This is a genomic window from Streptomyces sp. YJ-C3 (genome assembly GCF_053891275.1).
The window spans coordinates 2799323-2815474 of record NZ_CM132685.1 but is presented as its reverse complement, the minus strand read 5'-3'; the positions used below and the strand labels follow the sequence as shown (position 1 = coordinate 2815474).

The 16152-nt window shown below is 70.8% G+C and carries 10 protein-coding genes and 1 pseudogene; 6 read left to right on the top strand and 5 right to left on the bottom strand.

Features of this window, described 5'->3' with window-relative positions:
* The first annotated feature begins 72 nt into the window (after positions 1-72).
* The 5 genes from ACVHNB_RS12385 to ACVHNB_RS12365 are packed head-to-tail and all read left to right on the top strand — an operon-like array spanning position 73 to position 7594.
* Entirely contained in the window at positions 73-3759 is a 3687-nt protein-coding gene (locus tag ACVHNB_RS12385) for a nitrate reductase subunit alpha (protein WP_456228055.1), read from the top strand.
* 3 nt (positions 3760-3762) lie between these two features.
* The gene (gene narH, locus ACVHNB_RS12380; protein ID WP_428951311.1) at positions 3763-5379 is read left to right on the top strand and encodes a nitrate reductase subunit beta; all 1617 of its coding nucleotides are present in this window, start codon (positions 3763-3765) and stop codon (positions 5377-5379) included.
* A complete protein-coding gene (narJ, locus tag ACVHNB_RS12375; RefSeq protein WP_428951312.1) occupies positions 5376-5975 on the top strand; it encodes a nitrate reductase molybdenum cofactor assembly chaperone in 600 nt (199 codons plus the stop codon). Before narH ends, narJ begins: the two co-directional genes overlap by 4 nt.
* A complete protein-coding gene (narI, locus tag ACVHNB_RS12370; protein WP_428951313.1) occupies positions 5972-6694 on the top strand; it encodes a respiratory nitrate reductase subunit gamma in 723 nt (240 codons plus the stop codon). Before narJ ends, narI begins: the two co-directional genes overlap by 4 nt.
* A gap of 39 nt (positions 6695-6733) precedes the next feature.
* Positions 6734-7594 carry a helix-turn-helix domain-containing protein gene (locus ACVHNB_RS12365; protein ID WP_428951314.1) on the top strand — a complete coding sequence of 287 codons (861 nt, stop codon included), beginning with the start codon at positions 6734-6736 and terminating at the stop codon, positions 7592-7594.
* A 6-nt stretch (positions 7595-7600) separates the two neighbouring features.
* Here ACVHNB_RS12365 and dnaK read toward each other — a convergent pair whose 3' ends face one another.
* The 3 genes and pseudogenes from dnaK to ACVHNB_RS12350 all read right to left on the bottom strand — a co-directional run.
* Complete coding sequence (dnaK, locus tag ACVHNB_RS12360; protein WP_456228054.1) at positions 7601-9490, bottom strand: molecular chaperone DnaK; 1890 nt, start codon at positions 9488-9490, stop codon at positions 7601-7603.
* A 114-nt stretch (positions 9491-9604) separates the two neighbouring features.
* Positions 9605-10030: an OsmC family protein gene (locus ACVHNB_RS12355; protein ID WP_428951316.1), complete on the bottom strand. Its 426-nt coding sequence runs from the start codon at positions 10028-10030 to the stop codon at positions 9605-9607.
* Between the two features lie 78 nt (positions 10031-10108).
* Positions 10109-10519 (bottom strand): annotated as a pseudogene (locus ACVHNB_RS12350) (VWA-like domain-containing protein); the annotation flags it as partial.
* A 292-nt stretch (positions 10520-10811) separates the two neighbouring features.
* Between ACVHNB_RS12350 and ACVHNB_RS12345 the strand changes: the two are divergent.
* A complete protein-coding gene (locus ACVHNB_RS12345; protein WP_456228053.1) occupies positions 10812-12449 on the top strand; it encodes a DUF6345 domain-containing protein in 1638 nt (545 codons plus the stop codon).
* A 15-nt stretch (positions 12450-12464) separates the two neighbouring features.
* Here the strand turns inward: ACVHNB_RS12345 and ACVHNB_RS12340 are convergent, their stop codons facing one another.
* Positions 12465-13838 carry an amino acid permease gene (locus ACVHNB_RS12340; protein WP_428951318.1) on the bottom strand — a complete coding sequence of 458 codons (1374 nt, stop codon included), beginning with the start codon at positions 13836-13838 and terminating at the stop codon, positions 12465-12467.
* Positions 13839-13927: 89 nt separating this feature from the next.
* Positions 13928-16093, bottom strand: coding sequence for an alkaline phosphatase family protein (locus ACVHNB_RS12335; RefSeq protein WP_456228052.1), 2166 nt, complete (start codon positions 16091-16093; stop codon positions 13928-13930).
* Positions 16094-16152: the final 59 nt, after the last annotated feature.

Below are 16152 nucleotides of genomic sequence, written 5' to 3'. Positions count from 1 at the left end.
GCCCCCGACGACATGTGCCGCCGCTCCCCCGCGCCTAGCTTACGAAGGACGGACAGCGAGGGAGCACACACGGTGACTGACACGACGCGCACCCCGACCGAACCGGATGCCGCGCTGCTGCGGGCCGGGCGGTTCTTCCGGAAGGGCACGGCCTCCGCCGACCTGCACAGCGTGCGGATCAAGGGCGGCCGGGACGGGGACGTCTTCTACCGGGACCGGTGGAGCCACGACAAGGTCGTGAACTCGACGCACGGGGTGAACTGCACGGGGTCGTGCCGGTGGAAGGTGTACGTCAAGGACGGCATCATCACGTGGGAGACCCAGCAGACGGATTATCCGAGCGTGGGTCCCGACCGGCCCGAGTACGAGCCGCGGGGCTGTCCGCGCGGCGCCGCGTTCTCCTGGTACACGTACTCGCCGACGCGGGTGCGCTATCCGTACATCCGGGGTGTGCTCCTGGAGATGTACCGGGAGGCGAAGGCGCGGCTGGGCGATCCGGTCCTCGCGTGGGCCGACATCCAGCAGGATCCCGAGCGCCGGCGCCGCTACCAACTCGCCCGCGGCAAGGGCGGGTTGGTCCGGGCGACCTGGGACGAGGCCGTCGAGATCGTCGCCGCCGCGCACGTCCACACCATCAAGACGCACGGCCCGGACCGGGTCGCCGGGTTCTCGCCGATCCCCGCGATGTCGATGGTGTCGCACGCCGCCGGGGCGCGGTTCATGTCGCTGATCGGCGCGCCGATGCTGTCGTTCTACGACTGGTACGCGGATCTTCCGGTGGCGTCGCCGCAGGTGTTCGGCGACCAGACGGACGTACCGGAGTCGGGTGACTGGTGGGACGCGGCGTATCTGATGATGTGGGGCTCGAACGTCCCCGTCACGCGGACGCCCGACGCGCACTGGATGGCCGAGGCGCGGTACCGCGGGCAGAAGGTCGTGGTCGTCGCGCCGGACTACGCGGACAACGCCAAGTTCGCCGACGAGTGGCTGCACCCGCATCCCGGCACGGACGGGGCGCTGGCCCTCGCCATGGGGCACGTCATCCTCAAGGAGTTCTTCGTCGACCGGGAGACGCCGTTCTTCACGGACTACGTCAAGAAGTTCACTGACCTGCCGTTCTTGGTGACGCTGGAGGAGAGGGACGGCGGGTACGTCCCCGCGAAGTTCCTGCGGGCCTCGGACCTCGGGCAGGGCGGTGAGGGCGCCGAGTGGAAGACGGCCGTGCTCGACGAGGCGACCGGCCGCCCGGCCGTTCCGAACGGCTCGCTGGGCTTTCGCTGGACCGAGTCCGGCAAGGGCAAGTGGAACCTCGAACTGGGCAATATCAAGCCGCAGTTGAGCCTGCACGGCAGTGACGTGGCGAGCGGGGTGGAGGTGCTGCTGCCCCGGTTCGACACCGACGGCGGCACGCACGGGCAGGGCCGCGGCGAGGTCGTGCGGCGCGGGGTCCCGGCGACCCGGCTGGGCGGGCAGGACGGCCCGCTGGTGACCACCGTCTTCGATCTGCTGCTCGCGCAGTACGGCGTGGGCCGCGAGGGACTGCCGGGCGAGTGGGCGTCCTCGTACGACGACGCGGAGGCGCCCGGGACGCCCGCCTGGCAGGAGATCCACACCTCCGTGCCGGCCGCCAAGTGCGTCAAGATCGCGCGGGAGTTCGCGGACACCGCCGAGAAGTCGCGCGGCCGCTGCATGATCCTGATGGGCGCGGGGACCAACCACTGGTTCCACTCCGAGACGATCTACCGGGGCTTCCTCTCCCTGCTCCAGCTGACCGGCTGCCAGGGCCGCAACGGCGGCGGCTGGGCGCACTACGTCGGGCAGGAGAAGTGCCGTCCGTCGACCGGCTGGGCCTCGCTCGCCTCGGCGAACGACTGGTCGCGGCCGCCGCGGCAGATGATCGGCGCGGCGTACTGGTTCACCAACACCGACCAGTGGCGCTACGACAAGTTCGGCGCCGACGTGCTCGCCTCCCCGCTCGGCAAGGGCGCCTTCGAGGGGATGACGGGCGCCGACTGCCTCGCCCTGTCGGCGCGTTCGGGCTGGATGCCGTCGTATCCGACGTTCGACCGCAGTTCACTGGAGCTGGGCGAGCAGGACGTCGACGCGACCGTCGCCGAACTCAAGGCGGGCACCCTGAAGTTCGCCTGCGAGGACCCGGACGCCCCGGAGAACTGGCCGCGCGTGCTGACCCTGTGGCGGGCGAACCTGCTGGGCTCCTCCGCGAAGGGCGCCGAGTACTTCACCAAGCACCTGCTGGGCACGCACTCGTCGCTGCGGGCCGAGGAGGCCGCGCCCGACGAGCGTCCCACGACGGTGACGTGGCGCGACGAGGCACCCGAGGGCAAGCTCGATCTGCTGCTCTCGCTGGACTTCCGGCAGACCTCGTCCACACTGCTGTCGGACGTCGTGCTGCCCGCCGCGACCTGGTACGAGAAGCACGACCTGTCCTCCACGGACATGCACCCCTATGTGCACTCGTTCACGCCGGCCGTGGACCCGCCGTGGCAGGCCCGCACCGACTTCGACACGTTCAAGGCGCTCGCCCAGCGGCTGAGCGAACTGGCCGTGGACCATCTGGGCGTGCGCAAGGACCTGGTGGCGGCGCCGCTCCAGCACGACACGCCCGGTGAGATCGCGCAGCCCGGCGGTGTCGTCCTGGACTGGCGCAAGGGCGAGTGCGAGCCGGTCCCCGGCAAGACCATGCCGAACCTCGTCGTCGTCGAGCGCGACTACACGGCGATCGGCGCGAAGTTCACCTCGCTCGGTCCGCTGGTGGAGCAACTGGGCCTGCCCGCCAAGGGAATCGCCCTCAGGCCCGACCAGGAGGTCGACGAGCTGCGCGAGCGCAACGGCGTCGTGCGCGGCGGCCCCGCCGACGGCCGCCCGATGCTCGACACGGCCGTCAAGGCGGCGAACACGATCCTCGCCCTGTCCGGCACGACCAACGGCCGCCTGGCGACCCAGGGTTTCCACACGCTGGAGGCCCGCACCGGGCAGGAAATGGCGCATCTGGCCGCCGAGCACGAGGGCAAGCGCATCACGTACGCGGACACGCAGGCGGCGCCCGTCCCGGTGATCACGTCACCGGAGTGGTCGGGCAGCGAGTCCGGCGGCCGGCGCTACACGGCCTTCACCCTGAACACCGAGCACCTCAAGCCCTGGCACACGCTCACCGGGCGCCAGCACTTCTTCGTCGACCACGACTGGATGCACGAGCTGGGCGAGGCGCTGCCCGTGTACCGGCCGCCGCTCGACATGAACCGCCTGTTCGGCGAGCCGCGGCTCGGCCCGGACGGGGAACACGAGGTGACGGTCCGTTACCTCACACCGCACAACAAGTGGTCCATCCACTCCGAGTACCAGGACAACCTGTTCATGCTGGCGCTCTCCCGCGGCGGCCAGTCGATCTGGATGGCGCCGCAGGACGCCGAGGCGATCGGCGTCAAGGACAACGACTGGATCGAGGCGGTGAACCGCAACGGTGTCGTCGTGGCCCGCGCGATCGTCTCGCACCGCATGCCGGCCGGCACGGTCTACATGCACCACGCGCAGGAACGCACGGTGAACGTCCCCAAGGCGGAGACCAGCGGCCGGCGCGGCGGCATCCACAACTCGCTCACCCGGCTCATCCTCAAGCCGTCCCATCTCATCGGCGGCTACGCCCAGTTGTCGTGGGCGTTCAACTACCTCGGCCCGACGGGCAACCAGCGTGACGAAGTGACGGTCATCCGGCGCCGCAGCCAGAAGGTGGAGTACTGACTCATGCGCATCATGGCTCAGATCGCGATGGTCATGAACCTCGACAAGTGCATCGGCTGCCACACCTGCTCGGTCACCTGCAAGCAGGCGTGGACCAACCGCAACGGGATGGAGTACGTCTGGTTCAACAACGTCGAGACCCGTCCCGGGCAGGGCTATCCGCGCCGCTACGAGGACCAGGACAAGTGGCGCGGCGGCTGGGAGCTGAACAAGAAGGGCGCGCTGAAGCTGAAGGGCGGCGGCCGCTTCAAGAAGCTCGCGGGCATCTTCTCCAACCCCAAGCTCCCGGAGATCAAGGACTACTACGAGCCCTGGACGTACGACTACAAGAACCTGACCGACGCCCCGCTCGGCGACGACTACCCGGTGGCGCAGCCGCGCTCGCAGATCACCGGCAAGCCGATGAAGATCGAGTGGTCGTCGAACTGGGACGACAACCTGGGCGGCTCCACCCAGTACGGCGATCTCGACCCGATGGTGCAGAAGACCCGCGAACAGGCCGCGGAGAAGGTCAAGTTCCAGTTCGAGCAGACCTTCATGTTCTATCTGCCGCGGATCTGCGAGCACTGCCTGAACCCGGCGTGCGTGGCGTCCTGTCCGTCGGGCGCGATGTACAAGCGCGAGGAGGACGGCATCGTCCTGGTCGACCAGGACCACTGCCGCGGCTGGCGGATGTGCGTGACGGGATGCCCGTACAAGAAGGTCTACTTCAACCACCGCACCGGCAAGGCCGAGAAGTGCACCATGTGCTACCCGCGCGTGGAGGTGGGTCTGCCGACGGTCTGCTCGGAGACGTGCGTGGGCCGGCTGCGCTATCTCGGCGTGATCCTCTACGACGCCGACAAGGTGACGGAGGCGGCGCAGACGAAGGACGAGACGGGGCTGTACGAGGCCCAGTTGGGGGTCTTCCTCGACCCGGACGACCCGGCTGTGCAGCGAGCCGCCGAGGAGGCCGGCATCCCGTTCGACTGGATGGAGGCGGCGCGCCGCTCGCCGGTGCACGCGCTCATCAGCAAGTACAAGGTGGCGCTGCCGCTGCACCCGGAGTACCGGACGATGCCGATGGTCTGGTACATCCCGCCGCTCTCCCCCGTCGTCGACGCGCTCACCGAGACCGGTCACGACGGCGAGGACCACGCCAACCTCTTCGGCGCGATCGACACCCTGCGCATTCCGCTGGAGTACCTGGCGGAGATCTTCACGGCGGGCGATGTGGCACCGGTGCGCTCGTCCCTGGAGAAGCTCGCCGCGATGCGCTCGCACATGCGGGCCATCAACCTCGGTGACCGGCCCGACGGTTCGATCGCCGAGTCGGTCGGCATGGGGGCCTCGGAGATCGAGGAGATGTACCGGCTGCTGGCCATCGCCAAGTACGAGGACCGGTACGTGATCCCGACCGCCGCGGTCGGTGACGCGCAGCGCCTGGAGGAGTCGGCGCTGCCGGACTCGTGCAGCCTCGACTACGAGGACGGGCCCGGCATGGGCGGCGAGGGCCCCTTCGGCGGCGACTCCGGCAACACCACCACCGGCGGCCGCAAGCTGCTGCCCGTCGTGTCCGTCGAGACCTTCCACCTCACCAAGCGCCGCCAGACCGCCGACGACCCGAAGGAGAGCCCATGACCGGCCCCGACGCGCTTCTCCACCAGGCGGCCGCGCTCTGCCTCACGTACCCCGACGAGGAGCTGTACGAGCGGCTGCCCCTCGTCCGCGCGGCGGCACCGCGGCTGGCGCCCTTCGTGGACCACGCCGAGGCCACCCCACTGGCCGACCTCGCCGCCCACTACGTCCAGGTCTTCGACTTCAAGAACCGGCACAGCCTGTACCTGACGTGGTGGCGCGACGGCGACACCCGGCGGCGCGGCATGTCGCTGGTGCGCATGAAGGAGGTCTACCGGGAGCACGGCATGGAGTTCACCGGCGAGGAGCTCCCCGACTTCCTGCCCGCGGTCCTGGAGTTCTCGGCGCAGGCCGGCCCGTTCCTCCTGGAGGAGCACCGCAGCGGCCTCGAACTGCTGCGCCTCGCCCTCACGGAGCACGGCACGCCGTACGCGACCGTGCTGAACGCCGTCTGCGGCTCGCTGCCCGGCCCCTCCCCCAAGGACCGTGCCGCCGCGCTCGCGCTGGCCCGCTCGGGTCCGCCGCGCGAAGAGGTCGGGCTGGAACCCTTCGGCATCCATGAGGCGCTGCCTCTGCTCGAGAAGGAGCACGCCCCGTGACCACGCTGATCTGGGGCGCGCTGCCCTACATCGCCTTCGTCCTGCTGATCGCGGGCACGATCTGGCGCTACCGCTACGACAAGTTCGGCTGGACGACACGCTCCTCGCAGGTCTACGAGTCGAAGCTGCTGAACATCGCCTCGCCGATGTTCCACTACGGCATCCTCTTCGTCCTCGCCGGGCACCTCATCGGCCTGTTCGTCCCGATGTCGTGGACGGAGAAGGTGCACATCAGCGAGCACACGTACCACCTGTTCTCGCTGTACGGCGGCACGTTCGCCGGCATCCTGCTGGTCTGCGGCATCCTCCTGCTGCTGTACCGGCGCCGCACCAAGGCCCCGGTCTTCAAGGCGACGACCCGCAACGACAAGCTCATGTACCTGGTGCTGCTCGCGGCCATCGTGCTGGGCATGGTCGCCAAGCTCACGCACGCGTCGGGCGACGGCTACAACTACCGCGAATCCATCGGCCCGTGGGCCCGCAGCCTGTTCACGCTCAGCCCGGACACGTGGCGGATGGACGGCGTGCCCGTGCTCTATCAGATTCATGCGGTAGTGGGCATGCTACTCATCGCACTGGTACCGTTCACGCGGCTCGTGCACATGTTCAGCGCGCCGGTGCAGTACCTGTTCCGTCCGTACGTCGTCTACCGCAGCCGCGACCAGCGGCGCCTGGGCGCGCGGCCGGAACGACGGGGGTGGGAGCGCACCGGCTCATAGCCGCTGCTCGTCGTATACCGGCACGTGGGGAGACGTGACGTGAGTGAACGACGACCCGCCCCGACTGTGGGCCAGGTCGTCCTCGGCCGCCGCCTGCGTGATCTGCGGGAGGCCGTGGGACTCAAGCGGGACGAGGCCGCCCGCGCCCTGCGGGTGACCGGGGCGACGATCCGCAGGATGGAGACGGCCGAGGTCGCGCTCAAGATCCCGTACGTCCAGATGCTGCTGGAGCTGTACGAGGTCCCCGAGCGGGAGATCGAGGCGTTCGTCGCGCTCGCCGAGGAAGCGAACCTGCCCGGCTGGTGGCAGCGGTTCCACGACGTGCTGCCGGACTGGTTCAGCCTGTACGTGAGCCTGGAGGGCGCGGCCGAGATGATCCGCGCCTACGAACCGCACTTCGTGCCGGGCCTGCTGCAGACCGAGGAGTACGCGCGGGCCGTCTTCGACGCCGGCACGGTGGGCCGCTCCACCCCCGACGACATAGACCGGCACGTGTCGCTGCGCATGGCCCGCCAGTCGCTGCTCACGCGGGAGGACGCGCCGCGCCTGTGGGTCGTCATGGACGAGACGGTGCTGCGGCGCCCGCCGGGCGGCCCCGACGTGCTGCGCGGGCAGCTGGACCGTCTCGTCGAAGCGGCCCAGCTGCCCCATGTGACGCTCCAGATAGCCGAGTTCGCCAGCGGGCCGCACCCCGGTACGTTCGGTCCGTTCACCCTGTTCCGCTTCCCGGTGCGGGAGCTGCCGGACATGGTGTACAGCGAGTACATCACCGGGGCGCTCTATCTCGACTCGCGCGACGAGGTGGGCACGCACCTGGAGGTCCTGGACCACCTGGTGGCCCAGTCGGCGGGCGCCGAGCGGACGCTGGAGATCCTGCAGAAGTGGCGGGCGCGCATCTGAGCCGTCCTACGAGGCGGCTCCCTTGTCGTCGTCCACGATCTCGGCGTCGACCACGTCGTCCTTGTCGTCCTTGTGGTCCGTGGCGTTCCTGGCGTCCCGGTCGCCCTTGCCGTCGTGCGTCTCCTCGCCCGGCGAGCCCCCGGCGGTCCGCTCGTACATCGCCTGCCCCACCTTCTGACTGACGGCGGCCAGCGTCCGGATCCCGTCCCGCAGCGCGTTCGTGTCCGGCGGGTCGGCGGCCAGGGTGGTCCGCAGGTCCCCCGCGGCGTCCGCGACCTCCGTGCGGATGTCCGGCGGGATCCGCTCCTCGTTCTCCCGCAGGAACCGCTCCGTCTGATAGACGAGCTGCTCCGCCTCGTTGCGGACCTCGGCGGCCTCCCGGCGCGCCCGGTCCTCCTCGGCGTGCGCCTCGGCCTCCCGCATCATCCGGTCGATCTCGTCCTTCGGCAGGGCGGAGCCGCCGGTCACCGTCATCTTCTGTTCGCGCCCGGTGGCGAGATCCTTCGCCGACACGTGCATGATCCCGTTCGCGTCGATGTCGAAGGTGACCTCGATCTGCGGGACGCCGCGCGGCGCGGGCGGCAGACCCGTCAGGTCGAAGACGCCGAGCTTCTTGTTGTAGGCGGCGATGTCCCGCTCGCCCTGGAAGACCTGGATGCCGACGGACGGCTGGTTGTCGGTGGCCGTGGTGAAGATCTCCGAACGCCGGGTGGGAATGGTCGTGTTGCGCTCGATGAGCCGCGTCATGACGCCGCCCTTGGTCTCGATGCCTAGGGACAGCGGCGTCACGTCGAGCAGCAGGACGTCCTTCACGTCGCCGCGGATGACACCGGCCTGGAGAGCGGCGCCCAGGGCGACCACCTCGTCCGGGTTGACCCCCTTGTGCGGGTCCTTGCCGGTCAGTTCGCGGACCAGGTCGGTGACGGCGGGCATCCGCGTCGACCCGCCGACGAGGATGACGTGGTCGACGGCGGACAGGTCGACGCCCGCGTCCCGCACGGCCTGGTGGAACGGCTTCTTGCAGCGGTCGAGCAGATCGCCGGTCAGCTCCTGGAACTGGGCCCGGGTCAGCTTCTCTTCGAGGTGCAGCGGCCCCTCCGCGGACGCCGTGATGTACGGCAGGTTCACCGTCGTCTCGCTCGACGACGACAGCTCGATCTTCGCCTTCTCGGCGCCCTCGCGCAGCCGCTGCAACGCCATCTTGTCGTTTCCGAGGTCGATGCCGTACGCGTTCTTGAACTGCCGCACCAGATGGTCGACGAGCCGCTGGTCCCAGTCGTCGCCGCCCAGCTGGGTGTCCCCGTTGGTGGCCTTGACCTCGATGACGCCCTCGCCCATCTCCAGGAGCGAGACGTCGAACGTGCCGCCGCCCAGGTCGAAGACGAGGACCGTCTGTTCGTCGCCCTTGTCGAGGCCGTACGCGAGGGCGGCCGCCGTCGGCTCGTTGATGATGCGCAGCACCTTCAGGCCCGCGATCTCGCCGGCCTCCTTGGTGGCCTGGCGCTGCGCGTCGTCGAAGTAGGCGGGCACGGTCACGACGGCGTCGGTGACGTCCTCGCCGAGGTACGCCTCGGCGTCGCGCTTGAGCTTCTGCAGCACGCGGGCGGCGAGTTCCTGGGCGCTGTAGCGGGTGCCGTCGATGGTGCCGCTCTGCGGGAAGTGCCAACTCCCGTCGCCCATGTGGCGTTTGACGGAGCGCGCGGTGCGCTCCACGTTCGTGACGGCCTGCCGCTTGGCGACCTCGCCGACCAGTACCTCTTTGTTCTTGGCGAAGGCGACCACGGAAGGGGTGGTGCGCGCGCCCTCCGCGTTGGCGACGACGGTGGGTTCACCGCCCTCCAGTACGGCCACCACGGAGTTCGTCGTGCCGAGATCGATACCGACCGCACGCGCCATGACGCGTCCCCTCTCACAGAAACAGGCCCGCTCACGTCGTTCTGGAATCCGGGTTGTCCGGGTATCCAGCACAAAACTTGAGCGGGCCCGTGTCAAGGGGGCTGGGCGGCGAGGTCAGGCCAGCTTGGCCGTCAGCGTGATCGTCGTGCCCGCGAGCGCCTGGCTCACCGGGCAGTTCTTCTTGGCGTCCTCGGCGGCCGCGGTGAAGCCCTGCTCGTCGAGTCCCGGCACGGTGCCCTCGACGGTGAGGTGGATGCCGGTGATGCCCTCGCCGGGCTGGAACGTCACGTCCGCGGAGGTGACGAGCCGGGTGGGCGGGGTGCCCGCGCCGGCCAGGCCGTGCGAGAGCGCCATGGAGAAGCAGGACGAGTGCGCGGCCGCGATCAGCTCCTCCGGGCTGGTCTTCCCGTTCGCCTGCTCGGCGCGGGACGGCCAGGACACCGGCTGCTCGCCGATGCCGGAGGAGTCGAAGGTGACGACGCCGTTGCCCTCGAGCAGGTTGCCTTCCCACACGGTGTGTGCGGAGCGCGTGGTTGCCACGATGGTTCCCTTCCGTGCGGCCCCGTGCGACGGGACCGGTTCCTATTGCCTGCGTCCACCATCCGACCACATGCGGCCTCAGCGCACCCGGAAGACCGGGCCACGGGCCGTGAACGGCAGCCGTCCTCCCTGCGGGATCAGGTAGGCGTGCTCGCGCGGGACCCGCAGCACGTCGCAGTCACCGTCCGTGATGATCAGTACGGGGGCGTCCGGCGGAAAGTCGTCGGCGCGGCGCAACAGGTCGATGCCGGGCTGGAGGACGGTGCCGCCCCGGCCCCTGATCCGGACCCGGCTCGCGATCTCGGCGACCGGGAGGTACCCGGCGTCGTACGGTGTCGCGTCGCAGAACACCACGCGGGCCGCGGGCACGTCGCGCGACGCGGCGTACGAGGCGATGGCGCCCAGCGCCTTGCCGAGCAGGGTGCGACCCATCGACCCCGAGGTGTCCAGGACGACACCGAAGGTGCAGCGGGCGATCTCCTCGGGCAGGCAGAACACCGATCGGCCGCCCCGGATCTGCGGCACGCCGATGAGGGGTTGAACACCCACCCCTTCTCATAGGAGTCAGTACGTGCAGAAGACCGGCCGAACGGTCGCGAGACCGAGCAGCAGGTCCCGGTACCACCGCGGGCTCCGGCTCCACAGCGGCACGAGGGGACCGGGGAGATGCCCGTGACGTGGCCACCATGGCCAAAAAGCGCGCTGGGCAAGACGGCACGGCGGTGACACCTTGAGCCCCCGACCAGGGGAATTCGCACGGGGTTCCGCAGGGGGTGTGGCCATGCGCATGATCTATTCGGACCGCGGTCCGTCACCGCTGGAGACCGGCAAGCCCGGCGCGGCCGACCGTGACGCGACGTTCGGCTGGTGGGGTGCGTTCAGCATCCAGAAGTTCGTGAACCAGAACCCGCTCTCGCACACCCACGAGGACGCCACCGGCTGGCTGGCGTACCTCCAGCAGTTCTACGACCGCAACTTCTGGTTCGCGGACGAGGGCGCGCAGGTGTGGGCGTACGAGGAGACCTACGACAACTGGCAGGACCGGTACGGCTTGGACGCCGTGGTCGCCGTGTACCACTCGGGCCACGGCGGCATGGACGACAACGGCGTGTTCTTCGCGCCGCTGGGCGCCACGTGGGACAACCGCTCGGACGCGGTCTCCCGCCGGATGGCGTTCGGCAACGAGCGGGCCAACTACGTGTTCTGGTCCACGTGCAGTTCGCTGCGCGTCCTCGACGGGCACTCCCCCGTCCGTACCTGGGCCGGCCCGAACCTGGGCTCGCGGATGATCTTCGGGTTCGAGACGACGAGTATCGACAGTCCGGACTACGGCCGGAAGTTCTGGGAGAAGTGGCGGGCCGGACAGACGTTCTGCGACGCGTGGCTCAACGCGAGCTGGGACATCTACCACGGTCAGGCGCCCTCGGTCGCCGCCACGGGTGCCACCCGGGCCGAGGCCGTCAACCGGCTGGGCGGGGAGCGCAACTTCTTCCGCGAGCACGTCTCCGACACCTGGTACGCGTGGCGCTGGTACTACGCGCGCGAGGGCCTGCGCGATCCGCTGACGCAGGCGCCGGCGCAGCCGCAGATCGTGCAGCTCGCGCCGCGCAACCCGGGCCAGGAGCTCATCGGGACGGCGCAGCTCGCGCACTTCCCGCAGGCCGCGCTCCAGGAGATCCACGTCGAGCGGCAGGGCGTGCTGGGCGCGAGCTCGGGCGACCGGTTCGTGTCGACGGCGCCGGGGGGCGTGCGCTGGGTGAAGCTGGCCGACGCCAACCTCCGCAACACGCGGCAGCTGCCGACCGCGCGCGCGGTCGAGCTGGCCCAGCAGTTCGTCACGCAGCACGCGGCGGCGACCGGCGGCGCCGAACTGGTCGTCGACGGGGTGCACGACCTGATGCAGAACAGCGGCAAGCAGGACGGTTCGGAGCTCGGCGAACCGGTGTCGCTGCAGACGCACGTGACGTTCCGGCAGGTCTTCGACGGCGTACCGGTGATCACGCCCGGCCGCGGTGAGTTCCGTGTCGCGCTCGACAACGACGGCACGGTGGTCCAGGCGACGCTGTCGACGCGGCAGCCCACCGGCGAGGTCCGCACGCCGAGTTCGGCGGTCGCGCCCCCGTCCGGCAAGGGGCTCGAGGCCCTGGCGTCGCCGGGCGCGCGGGACCCGCGCCAGGCACTCGACGAGGCGCAGCAGCGGCGCATCGCGCACCTGACGGCGATGGCGGCGGACAGTGAGAACTCGGCGGCCGACATCGAGGCGCGGATGGAGGTCAGGGACGTACCGGGCACGCTCGAGGTCGGTTACGAGATCGAGGGCAACGAGGCCTATCCGGCTGCCCGCAAGCTGATCGAACTCGGCTCGCGGGACAGCATGTTCAAGAAGCTGCGGTGGGTCGTCGCACCCATCGCCAGGTGACCGACGGGGGTCGGGTCAGTGGGTGGCGGTCCGCTTCTTTCGGGCCGCCATCCACGCGTAGACGAGCACCCCGGCGAAGAGGAACAGGACGCCCTGGTACACGGCCGCGTAACCGGCTCCGCCGACCAGCCACATGGAGAACCCGAACGCGGCGACGGCGAGCACCATGTCCCGTGCCAGCCGCGACCGGCGGACCCGGTGGCCCTGCCCCGACAGCAGGAAGTAGATCTGCGCGGCGGTGGCCAGCAGATACGGCACGGTCGCGGTGAACGTGGTGACGAGCACGAGCGTCTCGAAGACCCCGCTCGATCCCGCGGTGTAGTTGTAGACGGTCAGCAGCGAGGCGAGGGTGACGGCGACGAGCACGCCGAAGGTGGGGATGCCGCGCCGCTTGCGCTCGAACGCCGTGGGGAAGAGCCCGTCCTTCGCCGCCGCGTACGGTGTCTGGGCGCTGAGCAGCGTCCAGCCGTTGAGCGCGCCGACCATGGAGACGAGCGCGGCGATCGCGACGGCGGTGCCGCCCCAGGTGCCGCCGAACATCGCGTTGACGGCGTCGGAGAACGGCGCGGTCGAGTCCACCAGCGCGTCGTGCGCGACCGTGCCGAACACCGACACCGTGCACAGCAGGTAGAGCAGCGCGGCCAGGCCCGTGCCGAGGACGGTCGCGCGGCCGACGTTGCGCTGCGGGTCACGGACCTCGCCGGCGCTCACGGACGCGGACTCGACGCCCAGGTAGCTGAAGAGCAGGATCGCGGCGGACGCGGAGACGGCGCCGAGCGCGGAGTCGCCGCTGGCCCGGAACGGGCCGAGGTTGTCCGCGTCGAAGAAGAACAGCCCGCCGACGGCGACGAGCAGCAGCGGCGCGAACTTCAGCACGGTGGAGACCAGTTGGACCGCGCCGACGTAGCGGGTGCCGGCGAGGTTGGCGAGCGCGGGCAGCCACTGGCAGGCCAGGGCGGCGGCGATGGTCCAGAACGTCGAGCCGTGGATCGGCAGGAGGACGTCCAGGTATCCGACGGCGGCGACGGCGAGCGCCGCGTTCGAGACCCAGGTGGTGATCCAGTACGACCAGGCGGCGAGGAACCCGGCGAAGTCACCGAAGGCCTCGCGGGCGTACACGTACGGGCCGCCGGTCTGCGGGTGCCGGTGCGCGAGGCGCCCGAAGACGAGGGCGAGCGCGATGGCGCCGACCGTGAGGACGCCGAAGGCGACGAGGCTGATCGTGCCGTACGGGGCGACGGAGGCGGGGAGCAGGAAGATGCCGCCACCGATGATGTTGCCCATGACGAGCGCCGTGGCGACGGGGAGACCGAACCTGCGGGCGTGCCTGCTGTCCTGGCCGTCGTCCCCGGCCGGAGCCGTGGCTGCTGCGGATCCGGTGTCGTGCATGGGGTGGTGCGCCTCTCGGTCGTGCTGACGCCGTCACGGGATCGCCGGGCGGCGATCCATGGTCGGGCGGCCGGGGATCCCGCACCAAATCAGACGGATTTGTCCTGCGCCTCGGGGGGTGCGGCCGCAAAAGATGCGACGTCGGGGGCGTGCCGGCGGGAATCCTCCAGCGGGACCTGCGGGCCGTGGCCCTCGCGCAGCCAGCGGCGCAGGACGTGGTGGATCTGTTCGGCGCCGACGAGCTCGCCGCCGTCCTCGACCGGCTCGGACAGGGCCGTCGGTGAGAGCAGGAACGGGCGGCCCTGCGCGCCGCCGAGTCCGCCGTGCGAGCCGATCTGCTCCTCGAACGCGAGGACCTCGCCGTCCACCGGGTCGTACCAGGAGTTGACCATGATGTCGGCGGTGTGCCGGAAGGAGTCGGTGCGGCGGACGGCGTCGGCGGCGCCGGGCCCGAAGTCGGCGAGCGGTCCCTGCCCGTCGGTCAGGTCGCCGATCGCCACTTCGTCGCCGCGCGCCCCGAGCACGACGGCTCCGTGCTCCTCGCTGCGTACGAGGAGGAAGCCGACGCCGGGGTGGTTGGCGAGGGTCGCGAGCAGGGCCGGGTGGCGGGCGTCGATCTCCTCCCGGCTCATCCGGTGGTGGACGTCGGGGAAGGAGACGAGGCCGAGGTTCCCGGAGGCCAGCACGACGGGTTCGTGGCGCTTGCCCCTGCGGGCGGTCTCCTCGACGGGGCGGTGCAGCGCGGCGCGGACGGCGGCGCGGGCCTCGGCGCCGCTGTGGGTGCGCTGCGCCTTGCGCGGCACGGGCAGTCCGCAGCCCGCGCGCACCAGGTCCTGCAGGGTCAGTCCGTAGCGGGCGTGGAAGGTCTCGCCGGGGCTCTGGCCGTGGTCGGACAGGACGACGATGCGGTACCGGCGCGGGGCGTGCTCGGCGACCTTGGCGATCAGCGCGAGGGAGCGGTCGAGGCGTTCGAGGACCTTCTCCGCGTCGCGGCCGAACGGGCCCGAGTGGTGCGCCACCTCGTCGTAGGCCACGAGGTCGGCGTAGACGGCGCTGCGCCCGGCGAGCAGGTCACCGATGACCGCCGCGACGACGACGTCCCGCTCGACGACGGTCGCGAAGGCGCGGATGAAGGGGTAGAGGCCGCCGCGGCCGATGCGCGGGCGCCGCTTCTTCAGGCGGGCGCGGGTGGACTGGCCGATCTCGCGGCCGACCTCGGCGAAGAAGGAGAGGGCGGTGCGCACGGCGTTGGCCGGGTCGCAGAAGTACGCGAAGTATCCGGCCCGGGACCGGTTCTCCTTGCCGCGCCGGGCGGCGACGGACAGCACCAGGGCGACCTGTTCGGCGCCGCCGCTGAAGAGGTTGCCGCGGCTCGCGCCGTCGACGGTGAGCAGGCCGCCGTCGCCGGTGTGCTCGACGGCGCGGCGCTGCAGTTCGGCGGCGCTCGTCGGGCGGTTGGACACCTGGATCTCGCCGGTGTCCTTCTCGTACCAGCGGAAGGCGGGGATGTCGTGGTTCGAGCCGTGCAGGATGCCGAGCTGGCTGGCGCCGGTCTGGCTCGACCAGTCGGTGCGCCACGGGGTGAGGCGGTGGCTGCCGTCGCGCAGCCAGGCGCCGATCGTGGGCATCACGTCGTCGCGGGCGGCGCGCAGCAGGACCTCGTGGCCGACGCCGTCGAGCTGGAGGAAGACGGTGCCGGGGGTGGGCGGGCAGGCGGAGCCGTGGTCGGCCCGGCGGCGCCTGCGGTCGGCCAGCCGGTAGAGGCGGCGCCGGTAGGCGTCGTCGTCACGGACCGCCAGGGCACCGCCGGTCGCGGACGCCACGGCCGACATGACCGCGGCGACGACGACGGCGGTCTCCGGGCTGACCTCGCCGCGGCCGTCCGGGATGAGACGCAGGGCGAACAGCAGCAGGGCGCCGTTCAGGAAGAAGACGACGAGGCCGAGCACGAGGGCCGGCACGAGGAGCAGGGCGCGGACGAGGAGCGGCCAGACCAGGGCCGACAGGACGGCGAAGGCGCCGGCGCCGGAGGCCGCGGTGAGGGCGACGCGGGTGAGGCTGTCGCCGTTGTCGGACTGGAGCTGGAAGTCCGGCAGGATCCCGGCCATGGCCATCATCGTCAGGGTGCTCGCCGCCCAGACCGTGAGCGAACGCCATACGGTGCTCGCCGCCCGCCGCCATCGGCCCTCGGCCACTGTCCGGCTCCCCTCGCCCCTGTGCTGCCTCGCCCTGCTTGTCGTCGGACAGGGTTTCATACCTTTTGTGCGACCGGGCGGGGAGTTCCGGTCGTGGCGGCACGCGGGGCGGCGCGGCG

Excerpts from the sequence above, each read along its gene's own strand:
- ACVHNB_RS12335 (WP_456228052.1), bottom strand. The coding sequence starts at position 16,093 with ATGAAACCCTGTCCGACGACAAGCAGGGCGAGGCAGCACAGGGGCGAG.
- ACVHNB_RS12345 (WP_456228053.1), top strand. The coding sequence starts at position 10,812 with ATGCGCATGATCTATTCGGACCGCGGTCCGTCACCGCTGGAGACCGGC.
- dnaK (WP_456228054.1), bottom strand. The coding sequence starts at position 9,490 with ATGGCGCGTGCGGTCGGTATCGATCTCGGCACGACGAACTCCGTGGTG.
- narJ (WP_428951312.1), top strand. The coding sequence starts at position 5,376 with ATGACCGGCCCCGACGCGCTTCTCCACCAGGCGGCCGCGCTCTGCCTC.
- narH (WP_428951311.1), top strand. The coding sequence starts at position 3,763 with ATGCGCATCATGGCTCAGATCGCGATGGTCATGAACCTCGACAAGTGC.
- ACVHNB_RS12340 (WP_428951318.1), bottom strand. The coding sequence starts at position 13,838 with ATGCACGACACCGGATCCGCAGCAGCCACGGCTCCGGCCGGGGACGAC.